The following is a 24,725-nucleotide window of genomic DNA, read 5'->3' as shown; positions in this document are numbered from 1 at the left end:
GCCCGGGTCGGGACCCTGCGCCTCTGGTTCATCCGGCCCCGCAGTGCGTCGATCCATGACATCAAACCTGTCACAGTTCCCACACGGCGACAACCCAGGTGTCATGTCGATCCCGCACTGACTGTGGACACCGCGGAATGTTAGTCACTAACATCTCGGTATGGCCCGTCACGAGCACACCCATACCCGGCTCATCGAGACCGCGCTGAAGCTCTTCGAGACCCAGGGCTTCGAGCGGACGACGGTGGCCCAGATCGCCGACGCGGCCGGAGTCACCCAGATGACGTTCTTCCGCCACTTTCCGAGCAAGGCCGCCGTGGTCACCGTCGACCCCTACGACCCGGCGATCGCCGCCGCGGTCGGTGCGCAGGCACCGGAACTGCCTCCCCTGCTGCGAGCGACGCGCGGTCTTCGGAATGCCCTCACCGCACTGGACGAGCGCGAGCTGGACACGGTCCGTCGGCGAGTTCGGATCATCGCCGGTTCTGATGCACTCCGTGCCGACATGGCGGCCGCCACCTCTGCCACGGAGAAAGCCATCGCCGAGCAGCTTGCCGCCGCCTGCTCACGCCTGGCCGCACGTGCGGCCGCGGCCGCCGTGATGGCGGCACTGACGGCAGCGCTGTTCGAATGGGCGCACGATGACTCCCTCCCCATGGCCGACGCCGTCGAGGCGTCCCTGTGCACCCTTGAAGGCCGCCTTGTCTGAGCGGCTGAGCCTGCGGGGTGCGAGGCGAACGTTCGGGCCACAGGCCGGTCTGCTCGGCCTCGACCTGCACGTCGCCGCCGGAGAGATCCACGCTCTGGTCGGGCTGAACGGCGCCGGCAAGACGACCCTGATGCGGGCGGCCCTGGGCATGCTCCGGCTCGACAGCGGTGAGGTCTGCATCGACGGCCGGCGCCTCGAGCAGCTCCCGGCCACCGCCTGGCGCCGCGTCGGCCACCTCGTGGAACAACCTTTCGCGTACCCGGAGCTCGGCACCCGCACAAACGTCCAGCTCGCCGCCCGACTCCGCGGCAGCGACCTCGACTGCTCTGAGGCAGTGCTGGCGGAACTCGACCTCGAGCGCTACGCCGCGGTCCCGGCACGCAAGCTCTCGCAGGGCAATCGGCAGCGCCTGGGCCTGGCCGTCGCGCTGCAGCACGAGCCCGAGCTGATCATCCTGGACGAGCCGACCAACGCCCTCGATCCCGCCGGGGTACTCCTGCTGCGCCGCGTGCTGCAGCGCCGGGCCAACGGTGGTGCCGGCATCCTTGTCTCCAGCCACCACCTCGACGAGGTCGCGCGGATCGCCGACCGGATCTCCGTGCTCAACCGGGGGCGAATCGTGGGGAGCCTGGACCCCGCAGGGCAAGAACTCGAAAGGGCCTTCTTCGAGCTGGTCCGGGCCGATGATGAAAGCCGGAGATCATGAGCGCACTCGCCACGGCGATCCGGGTCGAGGGGTACAAGGCCTGGTCGTCGCGGGTCGTGCGCACCGCGACGCTGCTGGTCGTGGGCGGCATCGCGGTGCTGGTGGGCGCCCTGGTCGCCGCGGCCCGTGCCGGCAACCAGCAGATCCTCGCGCAGCTCGGCCCGCTGGCCGACGCCGAGGGCTGGGAGCTCCTGACCGGCGTGACCGCCCAGATCACCGCAGCAGGCGGTCTTCTCGCCTTCGGCGTCGTGCTGAGCTGGACCTTCGGTCGGGAGTTCGCCGAGGGCACGATCACGGGCCTGTTCGCCATCCCGGCCCCCCGCGCCGTGATCGCGCTGGCGAAACTCATCGTGCATCTGGCGTGGGTCGGCGGCATCGCCCTGGTCCTGTCGCTGCTGCTCCTGGCGACCGGTCTGCTGCTCCGCCTCGGGCCGGTCGACGGCGAGGTACTGCGCCAGCTGGCGGAGCAGGCCGCTCTCACGTTCGGCGTCGGACTGCTCGGGCTCCCGGCGGCCTGGGCCGCGACGGTGTGGCGGGGTCAGCTGGCGGGCATCGCCGTGGTACTCGGCGTGCTCATCGCGGTCCAGGTCACGGCGATCGCCGCACCGGGCGCCGCCGGTGCCGCAGCCCCGTTCGCGGCCGTCGGAGTTCCGCTCGTGTTCGCCGCGCTGACGTGCCGTGCATGGAGCAGACTGCAACTGGATCGGTGAGCAGGATCAGCTGTCCGCAGGGCCCAGCAGCGCGAGCAGGAGGCGTTCGAGCTCGGCACGATCATGCTGGGAGATCCTCGCCAGGCGGCGGTCGGACCCGGAGGGCGGAGGTGAACATCGTGAGGTCGCCGGTGCTCTGCAGCGTATGGCCGATGCCGTCGCTGGGAGGAGCTCGAGCTGCAGCTCGGGAGATACGCGCGACACACAGCAGAAGGGCCCCACCATCAGGTGGGGCCCTTCTGACGAGTCACTGTCTCACGGTTTCTCGAGTGGAGCTAAGGGGATTCGAACCCCTGACCTCTTCCATGCCATGGAAGCGCGCTACCAACTGCGCCATAGCCCCGTATCGGGTGCCGCCCCGGAAGGCGACTCATCGATGGTACATCGCTGCTGACCTCAGATGAAATCGGGACCGACGTTGTGTGACAGCAACCTCATGAGCCGCCCTTCCGGGTCCGATCGCAGCGGTTCCAGCACCGAGCGATGGCAGTTCTCCAGCCCCGCCAGACCACGGAACTCGTTCGCGTCCAGTCCCAGCAGAGCGGTGATCGCGAGCGTGATCGCCGCGCCGTGGGTGACGACCATGACGGTGCCTCCGCGGTTATCGGCGACCAGCTGCCGGCAGGCCGCCGCCACGCGGGAGCCGACGGCGGGCCGGTCCTCGACGTCCAGCCCCGTCACCTCACGGTGGTCCCGCCAGGCGGCGTGCTCCGTGGGCCAGCGCCGACGGATCTCGTCACCGGTCAGGCCTTCCCACTGCCCGAAGCCACGCTCGAGGAAGGCCTCGTCCGTGGAGACCTCGAGACCGCACGCCTGGCCGATCGCGCGCGCCGTCTCGTGCGCGCGCTGCAGCGGGGAGGAGACGATGAGATCCGGCGGGTTCTCCGCGACCGCGGCCGCCAGCAGCGCGGCCTGCTTGGCTCCGGCGGCGTTCAGCGGGATGTCGACCTGTCCCTGGAGGCGACCATCGCGGTTGTAGTCGGTCTGGCCGTGGCGCACGAGGACGAGGCGGGTGCTCGCGAGACCACCCATGGACAGCGAGGAGCTCACGCCGGGCGGCCCTCGTCGATCTGCAGATCCACCAGCGGGGCGTCGCGCCACAGGCGCTCGAGCGCGTAGAACGCCCGGTCCTCGGCGTGCTGGACATGCACGACGATGTCCCCGTAGTCCAGGAGCACCCAGCGGGCGTCGCGCTGGCCCTCCCGGCGCAGGGGCTTGCGGCGCCGCTCCTTGAGCAGGGCCTCCTCCACGCCGTCGACGATGGCGGAGACCTGGCGCTCCGAGTCGCCGCTGCACACGAGGAACAGGTCGGTGATCACGACCTGCTCGGAGACGTCGAGGCCGATCACCTCTTCGGCGAGCTTGTCGGAGGCGGCCTGGCCGGCCACCCGGGCGAGGTCGAGGGATTCTTCGGGGGCGCTCACGCGGTCGATTCCTCCACATGGGGATGGTCGTTGAACAGGTCGTGCACGGTGAGGTCCAGGGCGGACGCCTCACCGGGGCCGATCACTCCGCTCAGCAGCAGTGCGACCAGCACGATCAGTGCGAGCGCGATCAGGGCCCACACCAGCCACAGCAGCGGGCGGCCCCCGGAGCGCTCGGGGCGGTGCAGCACCTTGCCGTCGAAGCGCGGGGCGGGTCGGGGATCAGGGGCGTCGGTGATCGACAGCTCCCCCAGCTCCACACCGTCACGGTCGCGGTCGATCACGGCCGTGCGGCGCGCCGGCTGGGACCGTCGGGCGACCTGCGCTGCGGCGCCGGGCAGCGGCGCGGACGCGGCGGACTGCCGGCCCTGGCCGGCCTGGTGGCTCGCGTCCGGAGTGTCCGTGGACTGTCCGGTCTGCCGGGACATCGCCGCGCCCGCGGCGTCCACGGCGTCCGGGTCGCCCCCCGTGCTCGGCTCGTCCCCGGGTTCACCCCCGCGGGCGACCCCGGACGTCGCCTCGGCCCCGGGCGCCTGCTCGGACGCCGACGTGCCTGCGGTGTCCTCGGAGGCAGAAACGTCCTGACCCTCCGTGGCAGCCTCGGCACCCTCCGCACCGGACGCCGGCGACGAGGTCGTGACGTCGGCAGCAGAGAAATCGGGGGCCTCGGCGGGCTCCGAGGACTCGACGGTCCCCGCGACCTCTGCTTCGGGGGCGTCGCTGAGCTCGATGATCCGCGCCCGTCGGCCGAACTTGCGCAGCGTCGGAACGGGGGCGTCGGCCGACGGCGGCGCGACGGGGCCGCGCACGCTGGGGACCGGTGGCTGCTCGCCGGTGATGGCAGCTGCGGTGCGAGTCTCCAGAGCGGCGCTCTCCTCGGGGCTCAGCGCGCGAGCGCGGCGCCCGCGACGCGGGCTCGTATCGGACTCAGTCATCGCCGTCACCTCCTGTGTAGAGGGCGTACTTGTTGATGTATTGGACGACCCCGTCGGGCACGAGGTACCAGACGGGACCGCCGGCGGCGACTCGGGTGCGACAGTCCGTGGAGCTTATCGACATCGCCGGCACCTCGATCAGGGAGACTCCATCGGCCGGGAGACCGGAGGTGTCCAGCTCATGACCCGGCCGGGTGACGCCGACGAAGTGGGCGAGGGAGAAGATCTCCTCCGAGTCCTTCCACGTCAGGATGGACTGCAGGGCGTCGGCGCCGGTGATGAAGAACAGATCCGCGTCGGGGTGGATCGTCCGCAGGTCGCGCAGGGTATCGATGGTGTATGTGGCCCCCGGGCGGTCGATGTCGACTCGGGAGACGGTGAACACCGGGTTCGCGGCGGTGGCGACCACGGTCATCAGGTACCGGTGCTCCGGGTCCGAGATGCTGCGGTCGCCCTTCTGCCAGGGCCGGCCGGTCGGGACGAAGACGACCTCGTCCAGCCCGAAGACGCTCTGGACCTCGCTGGCGGCGACGAGGTGGCCGTGGTGGATGGGATCGAACGTCCCACCCATCACGCCGATCCGTCGTCGCTGCTGCTCCATCCCGATCAGTGGTCGCCGGGCTTGTCGGACTTGCGCCGCTTTCGCTGGTTCGCCCCTCCGGTGAGGTAGGTGACTCCGAGCAGGATCATCATGATGACGAAGACGCCGATGCCCACCATGGGAGCCGGCACCCCGCCGGTCGCGTGTTCGCCGGACTCGGCGAGGATCATGAGCTGGTCGATCATGTTCTTCAGGGCCTTTCCACGGGTGACCGGCCCATCATCCCACAGGGGCGCGCACGCTCAGGCCTCGACGCGCGTGATGGGAGTGGCGTCACGGGCGCACGTGCCCCTGCCCGATCACGAGCCACTTGCCGGTGGTCATCTCCCTCAGGCCCATCGGGCCGCGCGCGTGGAGCTTCTGGGTGGAGATGCCGATCTCCGCACCGAATCCGAATTCGCCGCCGTCGGAGAACCGGGTGGAGGCGTTGGCCATCACCACGGCGGAATCGACCTCGGCCAGGAACCGCTGCTGGCTGAGCAGGTCCCGGGTCAGGATCGATTCGGTGTGGCCGGTGGAATGCTCACGGATGTGCGTGAGCGCCTCGTCGAGATCCTCGACCACCTTCACCGCCAGGTCCAGGGCGAGGTACTCGGTGTCCCAGTCCTCCGCGGTCGCCGGGAGGACCTCGATGTCCGTGTCCGCTTCGGCGAGGATGCCGGCGGCCGTCTCGTGGGCGTGCAGGCGCACCCCTGCCTCGGCGAGCGGCCCGGCCAGGCGGGGAAGGGCGGCGCCGGCGATGTCGCGGTGGACCAGCAGGGTCTCCAGCGCATTGCACACCCCGATGCGCTGGGTCTTGGCGTTGGTGACGATTGCGGCGGCCTGATCGAGGTCCGCGCTGGCGTCGATGAGGATGTGGGTGTTGCCGGTGCCGGTCTCGATGACCGGGACCAGCGAGTTCTCGACGACGCGCCGGATCAGCCCGGCGCCGCCGCGCGGGATCAGCACGTCGATCAGGCCGCGGGCGCGCATCAGGACGTCGGCACCGTCGCGTCCGTGCTCGTCGATGCCCACCACGAGATCCTCGGGCAGATCGTGCTCGGCCAGCACGGAGCGGAGCACGGCGATGAGAGCGGTGTTGGAGTGCAGGGCCGCGGAGCCTCCACGCAGGACGACCGCGTTGCCCGACTTCAGGGCGAGGCCGGCGGCATCGACCGTGACGTTGGGCCGGGCCTCGTAGACCATGCCGATCACGCCGAGGGGCACGCGGAGCTCACGCAGCTCGAGGCCGTTGGGCAGCACGGAACCGCGGATGACCTCGCCGACGGGGTCCGGCAGCGCCGCCGCGTCGCGAAGCTGGTGGGCGATCTTCTCGACGCGCTGAGGGTCCAGGGCCAGCCGGTCGCGCAGCCCCGGTGCCATGCCGGCGGCATCGGCCGCCTCGAGGTCGCGGGCATTGGCCGAGACGATCTCATCGGCGCGAGCGACGAGGGCGTCTGCCATTGCGTACAGCACGGCGTCCTTGGTCTCGCGGTGCAGGCGGGCCAGGGCGGGCTGGGCGTCCTTGGCGGCTCGGGCGGCCTCGCGCACCGCCTGCTCGACGTCGGTGACCTCGGGTGCAGCAGTCATGGAACGAGCTTAGCCGCCGATGCCGCCCGATTCCGCTCGAGCCCAGGCGTCGGGACAGCGGCCGTGCGCCCCGGCGCGGTCCCGGGCTTCGGCGGTTCCGCCCAGGGAACCTTGCGGTTATCCCCATAGCATCACGAGACCGGTGCCGGAAGACTGTGCTTCTTCACCCCCGAACGACCCGGCCCCCGAGGAGACGCGACCGCCGATGGATTCCGTGATGCAGTTGGTCGAGACGGTCATGGCCTCACCCTGGCTCTACCTCGTGGTGTTCCTCGTCGTCGCGATCGATTCGGTGCTCCCGGTGGTTCCCGGGGAGACCGTCGTCATCACCGCCGGTGCCTACGCCGTGGTCCAGTCCTCTCCCGAGGCCCAGTGGCTGCTGCTGGTGGCCATCGCCGGAGCGGTCGCCGGGGACATCACCTCCCACCATGTCGGACGCGGCGCCGGTCCCCTCACCCGCCGTCTGCGGCGCAATCGGGTGGGCGAGAAGCTGTTCGGCTGGGCCGAGAACGGACTGATGACTCGCGGCGGCATGATCATCATCGCCGCGCGCTTCATTCCCGGCGGACGCACCGCCACCTCCATCGCCTCGGGCATGATCGGCTATCCGCGCCCGCGGTTCATCGGTTACTCGCTCCTCGCCGGAACAGCGTGGGCCACGTACAACGTCGCGATCGGCATGCTGGGAGGCTTCGCCTTCCGCGAGCAGCCGCTGCTGGGTGTCGCCATCGGCGTGGGGCTGGCCCTCGTGGTGGGTCTGATCATCGAGCGCGTGCGGATCGCCCGGGAACGACGACAGGGCCGTGCCTCCGGCACGGCCGCAGCGGCTGCGCCGGGGGCCGCTGCGTCCGCGGACGGTGCACCCACGCCGGCTGCGCGCACGCAGTCCGAGCACGACGAGGTCGCCGGGCGTCGAGCGCAGGGCACCGAGCCGCGCGAGCCCGATGACACCGCCGAGCAGGAGCGGATCTACGCCGGCGACTGAGACCGTCCATGTCGCCGGCCGGCGGCACGGGCCCCGGGCTGAGCGGTCTCAGAGCACCACCAGCTGGTCGCGGTGGACAGCGGGGCGGCGATACCGCTCCCCCAGCTCTTCGTGCAGCTCCCCGGAGCCACGCCCGCTCATGGCGCGCAGCTCGTCGCTGCTGAAGGACGTCAGCCCGCGGGCGAAGATCTCCCCGTCGGGCCCGGCGATGTCCACCGGTACGCCCGAGGGGAAGGTTCCCTCCACGCCCGTGACGCCCACGGCGAGCAAGGATCGCCGCCGGGTCCGCACGGCCTGCGCGGCTCCTTCGTCGAGCGTGAGGGTGCCTGCGCCCCGGGTCGCGAAGCGCAGCCACACCAGCCGCGACCGGCGCCGGCCGTGGTGACCGGGGAAGAAGGTACCGACATCTTCCCCGGCAGCGGCCGCAGCGAACCGCGGCGCCGAGGTCAGCACGGCAGCAGTGCCGGTCGTGGAGGCGAGCTGAGCGGCGGAGAGCTTGGTGACCATGCCGCCGGTGCCGATCTTCGAGCCGACGCTGCCGATGCTCACATCGCTCAGCCGGGCGGCGTCCTCGACCACGGCGATGCGCTGGGCGCCGGGCTCGCGCGGCGGCGCGGTGTACAGCGCGTCGACATCGGTCAGCAGGAACAGCGCGTCGGCCCCGAGCAGCTGCGCCACGAGGGCGGCGAGCCGGTCGTTGTCACCGAAGCGGATCTCGTGGGTGGCGGTGGTGTCGTTCTCGTTGACCACCGGGACCACATTCAGCTCGAGCAGGGACTCCAGCGCGCTGCGCACGTTGCGGTAGGTCTGCGGGCGGATCACGTCGGATTCGGTCAGCAGCACCTGTCCGGTGATCCGTCCGTGCCCGCCGAAGGCGCTCGACCACGAGGTGGCCAGCAGTGCCTGGCCCACGCTCGCCGCGGCCTGCTGGAGCTCGACGGAGCCGGGCCGCTCGGGCAGGCCCAGCGGACCCAGAGCCGCCGCGATCGCGCCCGAGGAGACGATGACGACCTCGGTGCCTCGCTCGGCCAGCGCCGCGGCGGTGGTCGCGATCGCATCGACCCGGTCCTGATCGAGCCGACCACGGTCATCGGTCAGGCTCGAAGAACCGATCTTGACCACGATGCGTGCGGCCTCGCCCAGCATCCCGCGCTCGGTGAGCCGGGCCGGCTGGCGCAGGCGCGCACCGGTGCCGTTCGCCGTCCCCGCCATCCTCAGCGCTCCTGCTCGTCGGACTCCTCAGGCGCTGATGGCGCTGGTGGCTCGGACGCGGCGGACGGCTCGGCCCAGTGCCCGGCACGGCGCTCCTCGTCCATCGCGGCGATGCGGTTCATGCGGGCCTGGGTGCGGGCGCGCTGCTCCTCGCGCTTCTCGTCACGGGTGGGGCGGTGATGGTCCTCGAGCCGCCGATCGGACCCGCGCACGCCGAGCAGCTCGGCGCCCCCGACCATGGTCGGCTCCCAGTCGAAGACGACGGCGTCGTCCCCGGGTCCGATCAGCACGGTGGACCCGGCGACGGCGCCGGCGGAGAACAGCTTGTCCTCCACGCCCAGACGGGCGAGGCGATCGGCGAGGTATCCGACGGCCTCGTCATTGGTGAAGTCGGTCTGGCGCACCCACCGCTCGGGCTTGTCGCCGACGACGCGGTAGGCGGTGCCGCCGTCGTACTGCTCGGTGACCACGCGGAACTCCTCCGCGTCCACTGCCCTGGGAGTGATCACGATGGGAGCGGCCTCCGGGGCGGGCAGCGCGGCGCGTGCCTGCTCGACCAGCTCGCCGAGGACGAAGGACAGCTCGCGCAGGCCCTTGCGGTTCAGGGCGGAGACGTCGAGGATCGGCACGTCCCGCTCTCCGAGGCGTTCCCGGACCATGTCCGCCATATCGGCCCCGTCGGGCAGATCAGTCTTGTTCAGCACGATCACGGTGGGCCGCTCCATCAGCGGCACACGGGTCTCCGCCTGCTCATCCAGACTGCTGGCATAGGTGGCCAGCTCGTTCTCGATCGTCTCGAGATCAGTGACGGGGTCGCGCTCCGATTCGAGGGCCGCGGCGTCGAGGACGTGGACGATCACGTGGCAGCGCTCGATGTGGCGCAGGAAGTCCAGGCCCAGGCCCTTGCCCTGGCTGGCGCCGGGGATCAGACCCGGCACGTCGGCGATCGTGTAGCGGAACTGGCCGGCCTCGACGACCCCGAGATTGGGCACCAGGGTGGTGAACGGGTAGTCGGCGATCTTGGGCCGCGCAGCGCTCATCGACGCGATCAGCGAGGACTTCCCGGCGCTGGGGAAGCCGACCAGGGCCACGTCGGCCACGGACTTCAGCTCCAAGATGAGGCTGCGCTCCTGGCCGGGCTCGCCGAGCAGCGCGAAGCCCGGGGCCTTGCGCTTGGTCGTGGCCAGGGCCGCGTTGCCGAGTCCGCCGGAGCCGCCGCGGGCGGCGACGAATCGGGTGCCGATGCCGATCATGTCGGCCAGAACGGTGCCGTCCTCGGTGGCGACGACCGTGCCGTCGGGCACAGGCAGGACGAGGTCCTCACCGCGCGCGCCATGGCGCAGGTCGCCCTTGCCGAAGCCACCGTTGGTGGCGCTCTGGTGGGGCTTGTGGTGGTAGGCGAGCAACGTGGTCGTCGAGGCGTCGACCTCGAGGATCACGTCACCGCCGCGGCCGCCGTTGGCGCCGTCGGGCCCGGCCAGCGGCTTGAACTTCTCGCGGCGGATGGAGGCGGCGCCGTGGCCGCCTGACCCTCCGGCGACCTGCAGCCTGACGCGGTCGACGAACGTGGCCATGGGTGACCTCCGATGGTGGAGCGGATGGAGGGGGTGGAGTGAGCAGGTCGCTGGGGCGCGTCGGCGGGTCGGTGCCGACGAGCCCCGAGCGGTCGGTGGCGGGAGCGTCCCGAGCAGCTGGGTGCAGATACGCGTCGAGGGGCGGAGCAGTCGGCTCCGCCCCTCGAAGGCAGTTGTGTGCCCCGGATTCCGGGGCGGCAGATCAGACCGTCTCGACGACGTTGACCACGCGGCGATCACGCTTGCGGCCGAACTCGACGGTGCCCGCGTTCAGCGCGAACAGCGTGTCGTCGTTGCCGCGGCCCACGCCGTCACCGGGGTGGATGCGGGTGCCGCGCTGACGCACGAGGATCTCACCCGCGCCGACGACCTGGCCGCCGAAGCGCTTGACGCCGAGGCGCTGGGCGTTGGAGTCGCGCCCGTTCTTGGAGGAGCTGACGCCCTTCTTTGATGCCATCTGGAATCAATCCTTCTTCCGTGTTCGAAGGGATCGCTCAGGCGATGCCCGTGATCTTCAGCCGGGTCAGCTCCTGGCGGTGGCCCTGGCGCTTCTTGTACCCGGTCTTGTTCTTGTAGCGGAGGATGCGGATCTTCGGACCACGGAGGTCCTCGACCTTCTCGGCGGAGACCTTCACGTCGGCCAGCTCGGCCTGGGCGGAGGTCACCTTGTCACCGTCGACCAGCAGCACGGGGGCGAGATCGACGTTGTCGCCCGCCTCGCCTGCCACGCGGTTGATCACGATGGTGTCACCGACCGACACCTTCTCCTGACGACCGCCTGCGCGGACGATTGCGTACACCACGTCACTGCTCCATCTTGTGATTCGGATATGTCTACGGGTCGTGCTCCTGCTCGGCGGGGCCGCGGACCTGCGACCGTCAACCGGCCCTGCACGCCCTGGGGAGAGGTGCAGGCGGGAGATGCGGTCGCGCGGTGTCCACCGGGAAAACGACTGGACGCGTTTTGCGCCGAAGAACAGCTTACGATCCCCGGAACCCCGGGTCAACCATCGGAGGCGGTCCGACCTGCGAGAACGCCGTCACACCGTGTGCAACTCGTCACGCCGGTCGCGCCCGCCCTCTCCGGTTCAGGACTGCGGCGGGGCGTCCTGCTCCCACGCGTCGCCGGTCTCCCCGGCTGCAGCTTCCGACTGCTGATCGACCGCGGGCTGCTCGGCCACCGGCTGCTCGTCAGCGGGCTGCTCGGCCACCGGCTGCTCGTCAGCGGACTGCTCGCCCGCCGGCTGCTCGTCAGCGGACTGCTCGCCCGCCGGCTGTTCGGCCGCCGGGCCCGCGTCGTGTGCGGCCGGCTCATGAGCCTCAGGCTCCGCCGACCGCTCAGGTGTCTGCTCTGCAGGCTGCTCCGTCGATTCCTCGGCCGACGGGTCCGCCGGCTCGCCGGCCGACGGCTGTGCCGCGGCGTCGCCGGCCGATGGGTCCGCCTGGGCGTCCGCGTGCCGCAGCTCCGGGAGGGTCGCCGGTTCCGCGGCCTGCGGATCCCGGGTGTCGTCCACCGCGATGACCTGACCGTCGACGGTGACCTCCGGGTGCGAGTGGGCACCGGAGGCCGCGGCGATCGAGGCGATCGTGGCGCGGGCGAGGGCGCGGCTGTCCGCGTCGTCCTCGAGCCGGTGGACGTCGGGCTGCGGCTCCTCCGCGGGCGCCTCCTCGGCGGCGGAGTCGTCCTTGCCGCCGCCTCGCGAGCGACGGCTGCGGCGCTTGGCGGACTTCGAGGACTCGTCCCCGCCGGAGCCGCCGTTGCCGTTCTTGCCGTTCCCGTTGCCGCCGTTCCCGTTGCCGTTGCCGGCGTGCTGGTGAGGCTGACCGTCGAGGTCGACGACGATGCCGCGGCCGTTGCAGTGCTCGCAGGTCGCGGAGAAGGTCTCGACCAGTCCCTGGCCCACCCGCTTGCGCGTCATCTGGACCAGGCCCAGCGAGGTGACCTCGGCGACCTGGTGCTTGGTCCGGTCCCGGCCGAGGCATTCCACGAGGCGGCGCAGCACCAGGTCGCGGTTGGACTCGAGCACCATGTCGATGAAGTCGATGACGATGATGCCGCCGATGTCGCGCAGCCGCAGCTGGCGCACGATCTCCTCGGCCGCCTCCAGGTTGTTCTTGGTGACGGTCTCCTCGAGGGTGCCGCCGGAACCGGTGAACTTGCCGGTGTTCACGTCGACCACCGTCATCGCCTCGGTGCGGTCGATGACCAGCGAGCCGCCGGAGGGCAGGTAGACCTTGCGGTCCATGGCCTTCAGCAGCTGCTCGTCGATCCGGTGCTTGGCGAAGACGTCCTTGTCGCCGACGTGCTTGGTCAGGCGCTCGAGCAGATCCGGAGCGACGTCCGAGACGTACTGGTGGACCTCGTCGTAGACCTTGCCGCCCTCGACGATCAGCGAGGTGAAGTCCTCGTTGAAGACGTCGCGGACCACCTTGATGGCGATATCGGGCTCCTGCGAGAGGGCCACCGGCGCGGACTTCGAATTCTGCGCCTTCTGGATCTTCTCCCACTGGGCACGCAGCCGCGCGACGTCGTTGGTCAGCTCCTCCTCGCTCGCGCCCTCGGCGGCGGTGCGCACGATGACGCCCGCGTCCTCGGGGATGAGCTGGCGCATGAGCTTCTTCAGTCGCGAGCGCTCGGTGTCGGGCAGCTTGCGGGAGATGCCGGTCATCGACCCGCCGGGCACGAACACGAGGTAGCGGCCGGGCAGCGAGATCTGGCTGGTCAGGCGAGCACCCTTGTGCCCGATGGGGTCTTTGGTGACCTGGACCAGCACGGGGTCGCCGCTCTTGAGGGCGAGCTCGATCCGGCGCGGTTGGCCCTCGAGGCCGACGGCGTCCCAGTTGACCTCGCCGGCGTACAGCACGGCGTTGCGGCCCTTGCCGATGTCGACGAAGGCGGCCTCCATCGAGGGCAGCACGTTCTGGACCTTGCCCAGGTACACGTTGCCGACCATCGAGGTCTGTGCCTTCTGGGCGACGTAGTGCTCGACGAGGACGTCATCCTCGAGGACGGCGATCTGCGTGCGTCCGCCGCGCTCGCGCACGACCATGGACCGCTTGACGGACTCACGGCGTGCGAGGAACTCGGCTTCGGTGATGACGTTGCGCTTGCGGCCGTTGTCGCGGCCCTCGCGGCGCCGCTGGCGCTTGGCCTCGAGCCGGGTCGAGCCCTTGACGGCCTTGACCTCGTCGCGGGCCTCGCGGACCTTGACGACCGTGTTGGGCGGATCATCGGTCGACGTGGACTCGTCCCCGTTGCTTCCCGAGCGGCGACGACGACGCCGGCGGCGCGAGCTGGAGGATCCCGAGGAACCGCCCTCGGCGCTCTCGTCGCTCTTGGCGTCCTTGCCCTCGGACGGCTCGCCGCGCTCGTTCTGCGAGGAGTCGTCGTCCTGGTCGTCCCGGTCGTCCTGCTCGTCCGAGCCGTTCTCCTCGTCCCCGCGGCCACGGCCCCGCCGGCCACGACCGCCGCGGCGGCGACGGCGACGGGAGCCGTTCGAGCCGCCGGTGCTGCGCTCGGAGTCCTCATCGGAGTCGTCCTCGGAGGCCGTGTCCTCGGTGCTGTCCTCGGCGGCGGCGGAGTCGTCGGATCCGCTGTCGCGGCGGGAGGAGCGGCGCGACCGGCCGCGGCGCGAGCGCGAGCGCCCGCCCTGCTCGTCGTCGGAGGTCGCGGGCCGTTCGTCGCGGCGGCGGGTCTCGTCCGTCCCCTCCGTCTCGTCGCTCTCGTCCTCGTCCGCTCCGGCGTCGAAGGAGACGTCCGCACCGCCGACGGGGGCGTCGTGCGGGCCGACCGTCGTGCGCGGCGGCGTCGGCGCCTGGAACAGGAGCGAGGCGAAGTCCATCTGGACCTGTTCGCGCCGGCGGGACCGGTCGTCGCCGGCGTCCTCGGTCTCGTCGCCGGAGCCGCCGCGAGCGTCGGCGAGGGCTCGCAGGTCATCGACGACAGGGTTGTCGTCCTCGTCGCCGGACCCGCCGTCCCTGTCGTGGGACCCCGCGTCGCTGGAGCCGGCAGCGGCCGGTGCTGCGGTCGAGCCAGGCTCGGCCGTGCTGTTCGAGCCCGTCACGTCCTCGGTCTCGACGTCCTCCGTGACGATGTCCTCGGTCTCGGGCTCGACGAGGGGCTCCTCCCCCACCAGCTCCTCGACGACGGGCTCCGGGGCGGGCGGGATCACGGGGGCGCCGGCAGGGGCGCCCGCTCGGCGGCGGGGGCGCTTCGTGGGGGCCGGGGCGGTCTCGATCGGGGACTCGCTCTGCTGTGCGACGACCGTGCGCGGCGCGGCAGGCCCCGTCTCCTCGGAGACCTCCGGTCCCGAGACGGGCTCGGGAGCACCCGCGGGGGCTCCGGCCCGGCGGCGACGCCGCGACGTGGGAGGCGTGGTCGTCTCCTCCGACGAGTCGGATTCTGGATTATGGGTGCTGTCAGCCATACGGCCGTCTCCTTCTGAAGGAACCAGCGCACCCTGGCTCCCCGTGGTCATCGTCCCTGAGGACGGAAGTCTCTAGCCCTCGCCGTCGCGCAGCTTCCCGATGGAAGCGCTGCGATGCCGATCGCGGGAGCACGGCGGTCGCGGTACAACGCGTAACCGGTGCTCCGACGTGACGACGCCGGGAGGTTCCCCCACCCGGTGCGGAGCAGGAGAGTGCCTGCGTCAGTATGGCACAGGCCTTTCACGCGACCGATCCCGACATGCTCGTGCTCACCCCGTCGTCATGCCGGATCCGGCGGTGCAGCGTGGGCACGATGGCCGCCAGGCCGAGCCCTCCGGCGACCAGGAACGTCGTCATCTCCGACGTGACTCCGAGCAGAGCCCCCAGCAGCAGGGAGCCTGCCGCCTGGCCCAGGGCGAGCGCGATGAAGAGCACGACCGTTCCCTCCGCGGCGCATTCCGGACGGGCCCTCCCGGCCCAGACGATGAGGACGCCGCTCAGCGCCGTATAGCCCGCGCCGAACAGGCACATGGACAGGTGAGCGGCCCACGACGCTCCGGGAGCGACGCCCAGCAGAACGGTGGCGCCGGCCATGGCAGCAGCGGTGAGGGTCCAGGCGGTCCGCAGGCTCCAGGCCTGGACGAGCTTGGCGGCGATCGCACCGACCATGCCGAGCACACCCAGCACCATCCAGGCCAGCAGCGAGTAGAGCGGCTGATCCGGGCGGGCATCGGCCATCACCGAACGCCCGAAGGTCCAGATGGCGGCGCTCGACGCGCCGGCCAGCAGAGCGGCCACCACGGGGATGACCAGCGGCGCCATGAGGGCACGGAGCCCTGCGCGACTGCTCGGCGCGGCGTCGCCCGCGGACCGCCCAGGCCCCGAGGCAGCCCCTGGACCGGCGGGCGGTCCGGAGCTGACAGGCGATCCGGAGCTGGCGGGCGGCCCGGACCTGATGAGCGATCCGCCGCCGGCGGACGAGCCGGCACCGGCGGCGACGGCATCGGCCCTCAAGGTGGCCAGCGCGGCCACTGCCGCTGTCACCGCGATCACCGCCCAGGCGATCCGCCAGTGCCCGATGGCGAGCAGGCTCAGCGCCGCCGCGGCGACCAGGCCGGCGCCGGTGCCGGAGTTGACGACCGTCTGCGCGCTCTCACGTCGGGCGCCGACGAGGTGGCGCTCGATGAGGGTGACCAGGCCAGGCGTCGCGAACCCGGCGCCGGCCCCGGCGAGGACGACGCCCGGGGCGAGGACCGCGGCATGGGGCGCGAGCGCCACGCCGAGCGAGCCCGCCGCGGCCGTGCCTCCTGCCAGCGCCACGAATGCTCGCGGGCCGGCGTCGACGCGCGCCGCGATCGCCGCTGCGAGGCAGTAGGACAGGAAGCTGCCGGCCTGGATCGCACCCGAGACGGCCGGGACCATCGCGAACTCCTCGGTGAACTGTGGCAGGAACAGCCCGTACCCGAACCGGGCGAGGCCGTAGGTCGCCGCGATCAGTGCCATCCCGCTGAGGACCAGATCTCGCATCGGCGCTCTCCTTCTTTCCGACGGGCTGGGCGGCCGAACCGGCCGTCGGGCTGGGACGCCCGGGCTCGTCCACCCGGGCTCGGGCACGGCCGCAACTAGAACGCTCGTTACAGTACACTAGAATAGTGGTTCACTGAAACGGTCGTTACAGTGGAGTGATGGCCCCCTCCCAGCGCCCCTCCGCACGCGACCGGTTGCTCCGGGCGGCCGAGAGCGTGCTGTTCTCCCGCGGCATCCGCGCCACGCCGGTCGACGATCTGCTGCGGGAGGCGGACGTCTCCGCTGCCACCCTGTACGCGCAGTTCGGGAGCAAGGACGGGCTCCTGGCCGAAGCCCTCCGCCGCCGCCTGGCGGGCTGGCAGACGATCTGGGACCGCCACGTGGTCGAGGCCGGAGACGACACCGCGCGGCTGCTCGCCCTGTTCGACGCGCTGGAGGCCTACCGTGTCGGCACGCATCCCCCGGCGCGCTGGTGCGCCTTCCTGACCACCGCGACCGAGTTCCCGGACCCGGACGGCCCGGTCGGTGAGGTCCTCGCCGCGGACAGCGAGCTGCTCGACCGGCGCCTGCTGCATCTGTCCCGTCCGCTCGCCGGCGACCATGCGCAGGAGCTCGCCGATGAGGTGGCTCTCGCCTACGACGGCACGCTGGCCGCCTTCCTCCGGGGACGGCCCGCCTCGGCGATCGACGTGGGGCGTCGGCTGGCCCGCGCCGCGATCTCGGCGCACCGCGCCTGACCCGGCTCCGGCGTCGGTCCCCCGAGGGGACCATGGTCCCCGGATCAGGGCCTCGCGCGGCCGTAGATTCGAGCCAGCGCGCCACCTCCATGGCGTGCCGGACTCCCGGGAGGATTCATGGAAGCCCTCGATCTTGCGCGGTGGCAGTTCGGCATCACCACCGTGTACCACTTCATCTTCGTGCCGCTGTCGATCGGCCTCTCGCTCCTGGTCGCCATCATGCAGACGCTGGCGATGCGCGCGAAGGACCCGGTGCGCACCGATGCCTGGACCCGCATGACGAAGTTCTTCGGCTCGATGCTGATCGTGAACTTCGGCATCGGCATCGCCACGGGCATCGTCCAGGAGTTCCAGTTCGGCATGAACTGGTCGGAGTACGCGCGCTACGTCGGGGACGTATTCGGGGCGCCGCTCGCCCTCGAGGGGCTCGCGGCCTTCTTCCTGGAGTCGGTGTTCCTGGGCCTGTGGATCTTCGGCTGGGGCAAGCTGCCCGAGAAGATCCACCTGCTGACGATCTGGGCGGTGGCCATGGGCTCCATGGCCTCGGCCTACTTCATCATCGCCGCGAACTCGTTCATGCAGCACCCGGTGGGAGCCGCGGTGAACCCCGAGACCGGACGCGCCGAGCTCGACCCGTCCCAGGGCTCGATCTTCGCGGTGCTGACAAACATCACCACGCTGGCCGCGTTCCCCCACGTCATCGCCGGCGCATGGCTGGTCGCGGCCGCGTTCGTGACCGGTGTGGCCTCCTGGCACATGGTCCGTCACCACCGCGCGGCCCGCGAGGCCGGCCTGGAGACCGTCGAGGGCCGCGACCACGACACGGTGGCCCGAGACCTCTACCGGCCGACCCTGCGCCTGGGCGTGGTGGCGATGGTGATCGCCGGGGTGGCGCTCGCGATCACCGGCGATCTGCAGGCGCAGATCATGTTCAAGCAGCAGCCGATGAAGATGGCCTCCGCCGAGGCGCTGTGCGAGACCCAGGAGGGCGCGCCCTTCTCCATCCTCACCATCGGCGGCCCCGACGCCTTCGACCAGGACTGCTCCAGCGTCACCCACCTGATCGAGATCCCCTACCTCACCTCCTTCCTGGCCACCCACACCTTCGACGCCGAGCTGCAGGGCGTGGACGACCTCAACGCCCAGTACCAGGAGGAGTTCGGCGAATCCGTCACCGACATCCAGGGCAACGTGCAGCAGGCCGACTACCGACCGAACCTGTTCGTGACCTACTGGTCCTTCCGCCTGATGATCGGCCTGGCCGTGTTCAGCGCGGTGATGGCGCTGTGGGCGCTGTGGATCACGCGGGGTCGGGGCGCGACGGCCCGCACCTCCGGCTCGCGGCTGTTCCAGTGGTTCGGCGTGCTGTCGATCCCGATGCCCTTCTTCGCCAACGCGGCGGGCTGGGTGTTCACCGAGATGGGCCGCCAGCCGTGGGTGGTCCACCCCAACCCCGATGATCCGACGGTGCGGCTGATGACCATGCAGGGTGTCTCCAGCCATCCCTCGTGGATGGTGCTCACCTCGCTGGTCGCCTTCACCCTCATCTACGGCGTGCTCGCCGTGGTCTGGTTCCAGCTGATGCGCAAGGTCGCCCTCAAGGGCGCGGCCCTGCCCCAGCGTGACGCCGAGACCGACGAGCTCGACACCCCCGCCCTCTCCTTCGACTACTGAGAAGGGACGAGATCACTCATGGACGTCACGCTCGCGCCCACAGCTCTGCAGACCCTCTGGTTCTGCCTGATCGCCTTCTTCTTCCTCGGGTACTTCGTGCTGGAGGGCTTCGACTTCGGGGTCCAGATGAACGTCGCCACGTTCTGGCGGCGCGGTGCCGGAACCCGGGGCACGATCCTGAAGACCGTCGGCCCCGTGTGGGACGGCAACGAGGTCTGGCTGATCACCGGCGGCGCGCTGATCTTCGCCGCCTTCCCCGAGTGGTACGCCACCCTGTTCTCCGGCTTCTACCTGGCGCTGCTGGCCCTGCTGCTGGTGCTCATCGCCCGCGTGTGCGCTTTCAAATGGCGCGATAAGGCCGACGGTGCCGCGTGGAAGCGTTCGTGGGACCTCGTCCACGTCATCGGCGGTTTCGCGCCCGCGCTGCTGTGGGGCATCGCCTTCGGCAACATCGTCGCAGGCGTCGCGATCGACGCGAACTCGTGGATGACCACCAGCCTGCTGGGCCTGCTGAACCCCTTCGCCCTGCTCGGCGGGCTGGTGTTCGTGCTCCTGTTCTGGTTGCACGGGACCCTGTACCTCGCCCTGAAGGTCGAAGGCCGGCTGCGGGAGGATGCCAACCGCCTCGCCGGGCTCCTGGTGTGGCCGACGATCCTCGCCGCGGCGGTGTTCCTGCTGTGGTTCCAGCTGGCCCACTCGAACACCGCGGTCACCTGGATCTCGCTGGCGCTCGCGGCCGCGGCCCTGCTCGCGGTGGTCCCCCTGAATCGTGCTCGCCGGGAGCGTCTGGCCTTCGCCGCCACGACCACCGCTATCGCGCTGGCCACGATCTCCCTGTTCGCGGGCCTGTTCCCGTATGTCCTGCCCTCCACCGGGGACCCGGCCAACGCCCTGACCGTGGCGAACGCCTCCTCCTCCGCCCACAGCCTCACCGTGATGCTGGTGGCGCTGGCGGTGCTCCTGCCCGTCGTCATCGCCTACACGATCTGGACCTATCGGGTCTTCCGTCATCGCCTCAGCGATGAGGACGGTCCCGCGCCCGGCACGGAGCTGCTCGAGAAGGCCGCCAGGCGCTACCGGGAAGCCTTCGACCAGGATGCCGGCTGAGACGGCGAGGGCAGACATGACTGCGACGGAAGCGACGTCGAGCGAGTCGGCGCCGGCGGGGCCCGCACCGGCTCGGCCTCGCCTCCGCTCGCGCGCTCCCCTGGACCCGCGACTGCTGCGAGAGGTCGCCTCGGCGCGCCGCCATGTGGTCCGCACGGTGGCGCTGGGCCTGGTCCAGTCCGCCTGCGTCATCGTCACGGCGCTGGTGATCGCCCGGCTGGGCGCGCAGCTGCTGAGCGAGGGCAGAGTCCCCCAGCAGGCGCCGGACCTGCTCTGCGTTCTGGTGGCGGCGCTGGCGATACGCGCCGGGGCCGTGCTCGCCCAGCAGCGCACCGCCCACCGGGCCGCCACCGGCGCGATCAGCGAGCTGCGCGGCCGGATCCTCGCCCACGCCGCGCGCCTGGGCCCTCGGGGCGTGGCCGGCCGCGGCGCCGACGTCACAGCGCTGGCCACCACCGGCGTCGAGAAGCTGCGCCCCTACCTCGTCGGATACGTGCCGCAGCTGATGCTCACGGCGACCGTCACGCCGCTGTGCCTGGTCACGGTGGCCGTGCTCGATCCGCTCAGCGCCGTCATCGCCGCGGTGACGCTGCCCCTGGTGCCGATCTTCATGATCCTGGTCGGCAAGCTCACCGTCGGCCGGTCCGAGAAGCTGCTGGCGGACATGCGCTCGCTGTGGAGCCAGCTGCTCGATCTCGTCGACGGGCTGCCCACCCTGCGGGCGCTCGGCCGGGAGCGCGGCCCGGAGAAAGTGGTCCGTGAACTGGGCGAGCGCCACCGCGCCTCGGCGATGGGGGCGCTGCGATACGCGTTCCTGTCCTCGATGGTGCTCGAGCTGCTGGCCACCCTGTGCGTCGCCCTGATCGCAGTGAGCATCGGCATGAGGCTGGTCGCCGGCGACATGGACCTCGCCCCGGCCCTGGCGGTGCTGGTCCTCGCCCCGGAGATCTACCTGCCGCTGCGCAACGTCGGCGCCCAGTACCACGCCTCCACCGACGGGCTCGCCGCGGTCTCCGCCGCCTTCGAGGTCCTCGACGAGCAGTCTCCGCCCGCCGGGGACGTCCCGGCCCCGGATCTGCGCACCGCGACGCTCGCGCTGCGCGGGGTCTCGGTGCGATCGCGCGACGGGTACGCCCCGCACCGCGCCGACGTCGAGGTGCGTCCCGGGCGGGTCCTCGCGATCACGGGCGGCTCGGGGTCGGGCAAGACCACGGCCGTCCACGTCCTGCTGGGGCTGTTGGCTCCCGATGAGGGCCGGGCCGTGGTGATCGCTGCCGACGGGACGGCCACCGACGTGGCGGACCTGGACCGGCGGAGCCTCTGGGACCAGGTGGCTCTCCTCCCCCAGCGTCCTGTGCTGCCGGCCGGGACGCTCCGCTCGGTGCTGGCCTCTGCCCGGCCGGACGCGGCCGATGATGAACTGGACCGGGCGGCCACGGCCACCGGCCTGGACGCCGTGGCCGCCGAGCGCGGCTGGGAGGCGGACCTGGGCCGCGCGGGCCGGGGGATCTCCCTCGGCGAACGCCAGCGGCTCGCTCTGGCCCGGGCGATGCTCTCCCCCGCCCCGCTGGTGATCCTGGATGAGCCGACGGCCCACCTCGACGGCGCCACCGAGCACGTGGTTCTCGATCTGATCCGCACCCTGCGCGAGCAGGGCCGCACCGTCGTCGTGATCGCTCATCGTTCACGTCTCGTCGAGCTCGCGGACGATGTGGTCAGTGTGTCGGCCCTGCGGACGGAGCCTCTCCCCGCGGACACCGTCGGAGCAGTAGACCCTGGCGGGGAGGCAGCCCGATGAGCGCCACGCCCCTCCGCCGCGCCGAACGCATGCTCGAGATCCCCACCGGCCGCCTGCTGGCAGCACTTGCCGCCGCCTGCGCCACCCTGGGGTCGGCCTTCGCCCTCGCCGCCGTCTCCGCCTATCTGGTCACGCGGGCGTGGACCATGCCGCCGGTGCTCGATCTGACCGTCGCCGTGGTGATGGTCCGAGCGCTCGGGGTGGCACGCGGTGTGTTCCGCTGGCTGGAGCGGATGCTCACCCACGACGTCGCCCTGCGCGGCGTCGTCTCCCTGCGCACGAACCTGTTCACCGCGCTCGCCGCCCGCACCGACGACGCTCTCACCCGCCTCCGCCGCGGGGACCTGCTCGCACGCCTGGGGGACGACGCCCAGGAGCTCGGCGATCACGTCATCACCGCGATCGTGCCCTCTCTGGTGGCGGCGATCATGGCCGTCGTGGTGCTGGCGACGATCACGCCGCTGTCCCCTCTCGCGGGGATCGCGATGCTGCTGGCCCTGGCACTGGCCACCGTGCTGGCACCGCTGATGGCCTATCGGGCCGCGCTGCTGACCGAGCAGGCCGTTGTCACCACGCGCTCCGGTGTCACCGCCGGTGCGGTGGAGATCCTCGACGATGCCACCTCGCTCCGCCTGGACGGTCGCCTCGGGGCCGCTCTCGAGGAGCTGCGGTCCCGGCAGGAGGAGCACGATGCTGCGATCGACCGGGCCGCTCTGCCCTCGGCCGTCGCCTCGGCCGCGGTACCGCTGGCCATGATCCTCGCGGTGACGGGCTCGCTGCTCGCCGCCGGAGCCGCGTGGACCGACGGCGGGGCCTCCGCCGGTCAGGTCGGCGTGCTCCTGCTGCTGCCGCTGTCCTCCTTCGAGGCGGCCACCGCCCTGCCGGCCGCAGCCTCGCAGTACGCCCGCTCGCGAGCCGCCGCGGCGCGACTCGCCGAACTGACCGACGGCCCGGCGACGCCTGCAGGGACGCCGCCCCGCGACGACCGCCGCGGGTCCGGCTCCGATTCCGACTCCGACGGCGAGCGAGCGCCCGCCGCCACGCCTGCGCGGTCCGCGCAGTCCGCTCCGTGCGCACAGTCCGCCTCGTCTGCGCCGTCCGCACAGTCCGCCTCATCTGCACCGTCCGTACAGGCCGCGCCTCCCGGTGGGTCCGGACACCTGTGCGCTGTCGGCCTCACTGCCGGATGGACCGCCGACGCTCCCAGAGTCGCTGATCTCGACCTGGATCTGCCGCCCGGGTCGCGTCTGGCGGTGGTCGGCGCCTCCGGCAGCGGCAAGTCGACCCTGCTGGCGACTCTCGCCGGTCTGCTCGATCCGCTGGCGGGCCGCGTCGAACTCGACGGCCGCGACCTCGCGGTGCTGCCCGCCCCCGAGGTGCGTGCCGAGGTCACGATGTTCGCCGAGGACGCGCACGTCTTCGCCACCACGGTGCGGGAGAACCTCCGCGTGGTGCGCGGCGACCTGGACGACGGGACGGCTCTGGCCGCACTGGACGCCGTCGGCCTCGACGACTGGCTCGCGACCCTCCCCCGCGGCCTGGACACCCCCATCGGGCCGGACGGGACCACCGTCTCCGGCGGCGAGCGGCGCCGGCTGCTGCTCGCCCGCGCGGTGGTCCGCCGCGGCCCGGTGCTGCTCCTGGACGAACCGACCGAGCACCTCGAGACCGCCCGCGGCGACGCACTGCTGCGCGCCCTCCTCGACCCGGCCGACGAGACCCTCGTCCCCGCAAGCAGTACCGTCGTCGTGGTCACCCACCGGATCGAGGCGGTCCCCGCCGCCACGCCGGTGCTCCGGATCGGTGACCACGCCCGGGCCTGCTTCGAGGAGCACCGATGACATCGCCGACCCCGCCTTCCCGGCCCGACCGGCCCCGTATGCAGGCGCTGGCGGAGGCCGTGCTCGCCGGCGGCGACACCGAGGATCTGCTGGATCTGCTCGTCCATACCGCCCGTACCGACCTCGGCGCGCGCAGTGCCGCGCTGGCCCTCCCGTGGCGGCCGGGAGCGTGGGCCTACGAGATCGTCGACGGCCCGGATGGCGCGGAGCTGCTCGGCCGGCCGCTGGAGCCCGACTCCCCGGAACAGCGCGGCCTCGACAGTGCGGACGTCGAGGCGCTCGAGAGCATCGCCACGCTGCGCATCGGTGACCAGGAGCGCCCCGCGCTGCTGGCCGCCGTCGACGCCGCCGAGCACGGCATGGGCTACCTCGCCGTACTCCGCGGGGCCCCTTCCGCGGCCTCGCTGGACGTGCCGGACGGGTTCACCCTCGCCGACCGGGAACGGCTGGACGCCCTGGCCGGCCTGCTCGCCCTGACGCTGCGCTGGCCCTCACTGCGCTCCACGGTGGAGATCGACGACGAGCGCAGCCGGATCGCCCGCGATCTGCATGATCTCGCAATCCAGGAACTGTTCGCCGTGGGGATGGAACTGGAGAGCCTGACCGACGCCCTGGCCGCTCCCGGGGAGCCGCCCTCAAACACGCGGATCCGTTCCTCGGTCGCCGCCTCGGTGCACGGGGTCGAGAACGCGGTCGCTCAGATCCGACAGATCGTGCAGTCGCTGCGCCGCGAGCGCCCGGAGGCGACGCTGACCGAACAGCTGCGCCACGAGGTGGGCCTGGCCACCGCCGGTCTCGGCTTCGTCCCCGCGCTGCGCCTGCCACCGCACCCGGCCGAGATGGAGGCCGAGCTGCCCGCTGAGATCGCCGAGGACGTGGTCGCGGTGGTCCGCGAGGGCCTCGCCAATGCCGCCCGCCACGCGCATGCCAGCGCCGTGGCGGTCTCGGTCAGCCTCACCTCCGAGGGTGTGGACCGGGTCATCCAGGTCAACATCTCGGACAACGGGCGCGGGATCGACCCCTCGGTGCAGCGGCGCAGCGGGCTGGCGAACATGTCCAGCCGCGCGCGCCGGCACTCCGGATGGGTGGACGCCATCAACCTCGAGCCCGGCACGATGATCTCCTGGCGGGTGACGCTGCCGCCGGCGTGATCGGTCCCAGCAGCCGCGACCATGCCTCCAGCGGGTG

22 protein-coding genes and 1 tRNA gene are annotated in these 24,725 nt (G+C 71.7%); 10 read left to right on the top strand and 13 right to left on the bottom strand.

Features of this window, described 5'->3' with window-relative positions; translation table 11 throughout:
* Positions 1–160: 160 nt before the first annotated feature.
* The 3 genes from ACFQRJ_RS02140 to ACFQRJ_RS02130 are packed head-to-tail and all read left to right on the top strand — an operon-like array spanning position 161 to position 2,125.
* A complete protein-coding gene (locus ACFQRJ_RS02140; protein ID WP_377016550.1) occupies positions 161–709 on the top strand; it encodes a helix-turn-helix domain-containing protein in 549 nt (182 codons plus the stop codon).
* Positions 702–1,415, top strand: coding sequence for an ABC transporter ATP-binding protein (locus ACFQRJ_RS02135; protein WP_377016548.1), 714 nt, complete (start codon positions 702–704; stop codon positions 1,413–1,415). The genes ACFQRJ_RS02140 and ACFQRJ_RS02135 overlap by 8 nt, the downstream gene beginning before the upstream one ends.
* Positions 1,412–2,125 (top strand): ABC transporter permease, encoded by a 714-nt coding sequence (locus tag ACFQRJ_RS02130; protein ID WP_377016546.1) that lies wholly within the window; start codon positions 1,412–1,414, stop codon positions 2,123–2,125. The genes ACFQRJ_RS02135 and ACFQRJ_RS02130 overlap by 4 nt, the downstream gene beginning before the upstream one ends.
* A gap of 270 nt (positions 2,126–2,395) precedes the next feature.
* Here ACFQRJ_RS02130 and ACFQRJ_RS02125 read toward each other — a convergent pair.
* The 7 genes from ACFQRJ_RS02125 to ACFQRJ_RS02095 all read right to left on the bottom strand — a co-directional run bounded on the left by ACFQRJ_RS02125 (position 2,396) and on the right by ACFQRJ_RS02095 (position 6,654).
* Positions 2,396–2,468 (bottom strand) — tRNA-Ala (locus ACFQRJ_RS02125).
* A gap of 53 nt (positions 2,469–2,521) precedes the next feature.
* Positions 2,522–3,175, bottom strand: a complete 654-nt coding sequence (locus ACFQRJ_RS02120) for a histidine phosphatase family protein (RefSeq protein ID WP_377016544.1) — start codon at positions 3,173–3,175, stop codon at positions 2,522–2,524.
* Positions 3,172–3,549, bottom strand: a complete 378-nt coding sequence (gene rsfS / locus ACFQRJ_RS02115) for a ribosome silencing factor (RefSeq protein WP_377016542.1) — start codon at positions 3,547–3,549, stop codon at positions 3,172–3,174. Before rsfS ends, ACFQRJ_RS02120 begins: the two co-directional genes overlap by 4 nt.
* Positions 3,546–4,484 (bottom strand): hypothetical protein, encoded by a 939-nt coding sequence (locus ACFQRJ_RS02110; RefSeq protein ID WP_377016540.1) that lies wholly within the window; start codon positions 4,482–4,484, stop codon positions 3,546–3,548. The genes rsfS and ACFQRJ_RS02110 overlap by 4 nt, the downstream gene beginning before the upstream one ends.
* Positions 4,477–5,085 carry a nicotinate-nucleotide adenylyltransferase gene (nadD, locus tag ACFQRJ_RS02105; RefSeq protein WP_377016538.1) on the bottom strand — a complete coding sequence of 203 codons (609 nt, stop codon included), beginning with the start codon at positions 5,083–5,085 and terminating at the stop codon, positions 4,477–4,479. Before nadD ends, ACFQRJ_RS02110 begins: the two co-directional genes overlap by 8 nt.
* A 5-nt stretch (positions 5,086–5,090) precedes the next feature.
* Positions 5,091–5,270 (bottom strand): hypothetical protein, encoded by a 180-nt coding sequence (locus tag ACFQRJ_RS02100; RefSeq protein ID WP_377016536.1) that lies wholly within the window; start codon positions 5,268–5,270, stop codon positions 5,091–5,093.
* Positions 5,271–5,358: 88 nt separating this feature from the next.
* Positions 5,359–6,654, bottom strand: coding sequence for a glutamate-5-semialdehyde dehydrogenase (locus tag ACFQRJ_RS02095; protein WP_377016534.1), 1,296 nt, complete (start codon positions 6,652–6,654; stop codon positions 5,359–5,361).
* A gap of 205 nt (positions 6,655–6,859) precedes the next feature.
* Between ACFQRJ_RS02095 and ACFQRJ_RS02090 the strand changes: the two genes are divergently transcribed.
* Entirely contained in the window at positions 6,860–7,639 is a 780-nt protein-coding gene (locus ACFQRJ_RS02090) for a DedA family protein (RefSeq protein WP_377016532.1), read from the top strand.
* A 48-nt stretch (positions 7,640–7,687) separates the two neighbouring features.
* Here ACFQRJ_RS02090 and proB read toward each other — a convergent pair whose 3' ends face one another.
* From proB to ACFQRJ_RS02060, 6 genes are all read right to left on the bottom strand, one after another.
* Positions 7,688–8,851 (bottom strand): glutamate 5-kinase, encoded by a 1,164-nt coding sequence (proB, locus tag ACFQRJ_RS02085; RefSeq protein ID WP_377016530.1) that lies wholly within the window; start codon positions 8,849–8,851, stop codon positions 7,688–7,690.
* 2 nt (positions 8,852–8,853) lie between these two features.
* Positions 8,854–10,425, bottom strand: a complete 1,572-nt coding sequence (gene obgE / locus ACFQRJ_RS02080) for a GTPase ObgE (RefSeq protein ID WP_377016528.1) — start codon at positions 10,423–10,425, stop codon at positions 8,854–8,856.
* A gap of 202 nt (positions 10,426–10,627) precedes the next feature.
* A complete protein-coding gene (rpmA, locus tag ACFQRJ_RS02075) occupies positions 10,628–10,882 on the bottom strand; it encodes a 50S ribosomal protein L27 (protein ID WP_377016526.1) in 255 nt (84 codons plus the stop codon).
* A gap of 37 nt (positions 10,883–10,919) precedes the next feature.
* Positions 10,920–11,228 (bottom strand): 50S ribosomal protein L21, encoded by a 309-nt coding sequence (gene rplU, locus ACFQRJ_RS02070; RefSeq protein WP_377016524.1) that lies wholly within the window; start codon positions 11,226–11,228, stop codon positions 10,920–10,922.
* A gap of 285 nt (positions 11,229–11,513) precedes the next feature.
* A complete protein-coding gene (locus tag ACFQRJ_RS02065; protein WP_377016522.1) occupies positions 11,514–14,852 on the bottom strand; it encodes an Rne/Rng family ribonuclease in 3,339 nt (1,112 codons plus the stop codon).
* 241 nt (positions 14,853–15,093) lie between these two features.
* Positions 15,094–16,380, bottom strand: a complete 1,287-nt coding sequence (locus tag ACFQRJ_RS02060) for an MFS transporter (RefSeq protein WP_377016520.1) — start codon at positions 16,378–16,380, stop codon at positions 15,094–15,096.
* Between the two features lie 158 nt (positions 16,381–16,538).
* Between ACFQRJ_RS02060 and ACFQRJ_RS02055 the strand changes: the two genes are divergently transcribed.
* The 6 genes from ACFQRJ_RS02055 to ACFQRJ_RS02030 all read left to right on the top strand — a co-directional run bounded on the left by ACFQRJ_RS02055 (position 16,539) and on the right by ACFQRJ_RS02030 (position 24,688).
* Entirely contained in the window at positions 16,539–17,117 is a 579-nt protein-coding gene (locus ACFQRJ_RS02055) for a TetR/AcrR family transcriptional regulator (protein WP_377016518.1), read from the top strand.
* 117 nt (positions 17,118–17,234) lie between these two features.
* The gene (locus ACFQRJ_RS02050; protein ID WP_377016516.1) at positions 17,235–18,791 is read left to right on the top strand and encodes a cytochrome ubiquinol oxidase subunit I; all 1,557 of its coding nucleotides are present in this window, start codon (positions 17,235–17,237) and stop codon (positions 18,789–18,791) included.
* A gap of 18 nt (positions 18,792–18,809) precedes the next feature.
* Positions 18,810–19,898 (top strand): cytochrome d ubiquinol oxidase subunit II, encoded by a 1,089-nt coding sequence (cydB, locus tag ACFQRJ_RS02045; protein WP_377016513.1) that lies wholly within the window; start codon positions 18,810–18,812, stop codon positions 19,896–19,898.
* A gap of 16 nt (positions 19,899–19,914) precedes the next feature.
* The gene (cydD, locus tag ACFQRJ_RS02040; protein WP_377016511.1) at positions 19,915–21,696 is read left to right on the top strand and encodes a thiol reductant ABC exporter subunit CydD; all 1,782 of its coding nucleotides are present in this window, start codon (positions 19,915–19,917) and stop codon (positions 21,694–21,696) included.
* Entirely contained in the window at positions 21,693–23,537 is a 1,845-nt protein-coding gene (cydC, locus tag ACFQRJ_RS02035) for a thiol reductant ABC exporter subunit CydC (protein WP_377016508.1), read from the top strand. Before cydD ends, cydC begins: the two co-directional genes overlap by 4 nt.
* Complete coding sequence (locus ACFQRJ_RS02030; protein ID WP_377016506.1) at positions 23,534–24,688, top strand: sensor histidine kinase; 1,155 nt, start codon at positions 23,534–23,536, stop codon at positions 24,686–24,688. The genes cydC and ACFQRJ_RS02030 overlap by 4 nt, the downstream gene beginning before the upstream one ends.
* The last annotated feature ends 37 nt before the right edge of the window (positions 24,689–24,725 follow it).

Source organism: Brachybacterium sp. GCM10030252 (assembly GCF_042666535.1).
Taxonomy (GTDB): domain Bacteria; phylum Actinomycetota; class Actinomycetes; order Actinomycetales; family Dermabacteraceae; genus Brachybacterium.
The sequence above is the reverse complement of the archived record's forward strand: the minus strand, read 5'-3'. Positions and strand labels throughout refer to the sequence as shown.

Excerpts from the sequence above, each read along its gene's own strand:
- ACFQRJ_RS02140 (WP_377016550.1), top strand. The coding sequence starts at position 161 with ATGGCCCGTCACGAGCACACCCATACCCGGCTCATCGAGACCGCGCTG.
- ACFQRJ_RS02130 (WP_377016546.1), top strand. The coding sequence starts at position 1,412 with ATGAGCGCACTCGCCACGGCGATCCGGGTCGAGGGGTACAAGGCCTGG.
- ACFQRJ_RS02110 (WP_377016540.1), bottom strand. The coding sequence starts at position 4,484 with ATGACTGAGTCCGATACGAGCCCGCGTCGCGGGCGCCGCGCTCGCGCG.
- nadD (WP_377016538.1), bottom strand. The coding sequence starts at position 5,085 with ATGGAGCAGCAGCGACGACGGATCGGCGTGATGGGTGGGACGTTCGAT.
- ACFQRJ_RS02100 (WP_377016536.1), bottom strand. The coding sequence starts at position 5,270 with ATGATCGACCAGCTCATGATCCTCGCCGAGTCCGGCGAACACGCGACC.
- ACFQRJ_RS02095 (WP_377016534.1), bottom strand. The coding sequence starts at position 6,654 with ATGACTGCTGCACCCGAGGTCACCGACGTCGAGCAGGCGGTGCGCGAG.
- ACFQRJ_RS02090 (WP_377016532.1), top strand. The coding sequence starts at position 6,860 with ATGGATTCCGTGATGCAGTTGGTCGAGACGGTCATGGCCTCACCCTGG.
- proB (WP_377016530.1), bottom strand. The coding sequence starts at position 8,851 with ATGGCGGGGACGGCGAACGGCACCGGTGCGCGCCTGCGCCAGCCGGCC.
- obgE (WP_377016528.1), bottom strand. The coding sequence starts at position 10,425 with ATGGCCACGTTCGTCGACCGCGTCAGGCTGCAGGTCGCCGGAGGGTCA.
- rpmA (WP_377016526.1), bottom strand. The coding sequence starts at position 10,882 with ATGGCATCAAAGAAGGGCGTCAGCTCCTCCAAGAACGGGCGCGACTCC.
- ACFQRJ_RS02065 (WP_377016522.1), bottom strand. The coding sequence starts at position 14,852 with ATGGCTGACAGCACCCATAATCCAGAATCCGACTCGTCGGAGGAGACG.
- ACFQRJ_RS02060 (WP_377016520.1), bottom strand. The coding sequence starts at position 16,380 with ATGCGAGATCTGGTCCTCAGCGGGATGGCACTGATCGCGGCGACCTAC.
- ACFQRJ_RS02055 (WP_377016518.1), top strand. The coding sequence starts at position 16,539 with ATGGCCCCCTCCCAGCGCCCCTCCGCACGCGACCGGTTGCTCCGGGCG.
- ACFQRJ_RS02050 (WP_377016516.1), top strand. The coding sequence starts at position 17,235 with ATGGAAGCCCTCGATCTTGCGCGGTGGCAGTTCGGCATCACCACCGTG.
- cydB (WP_377016513.1), top strand. The coding sequence starts at position 18,810 with ATGGACGTCACGCTCGCGCCCACAGCTCTGCAGACCCTCTGGTTCTGC.
- cydD (WP_377016511.1), top strand. The coding sequence starts at position 19,915 with ATGACTGCGACGGAAGCGACGTCGAGCGAGTCGGCGCCGGCGGGGCCC.
- cydC (WP_377016508.1), top strand. The coding sequence starts at position 21,693 with ATGAGCGCCACGCCCCTCCGCCGCGCCGAACGCATGCTCGAGATCCCC.
- ACFQRJ_RS02030 (WP_377016506.1), top strand. The coding sequence starts at position 23,534 with ATGACATCGCCGACCCCGCCTTCCCGGCCCGACCGGCCCCGTATGCAG.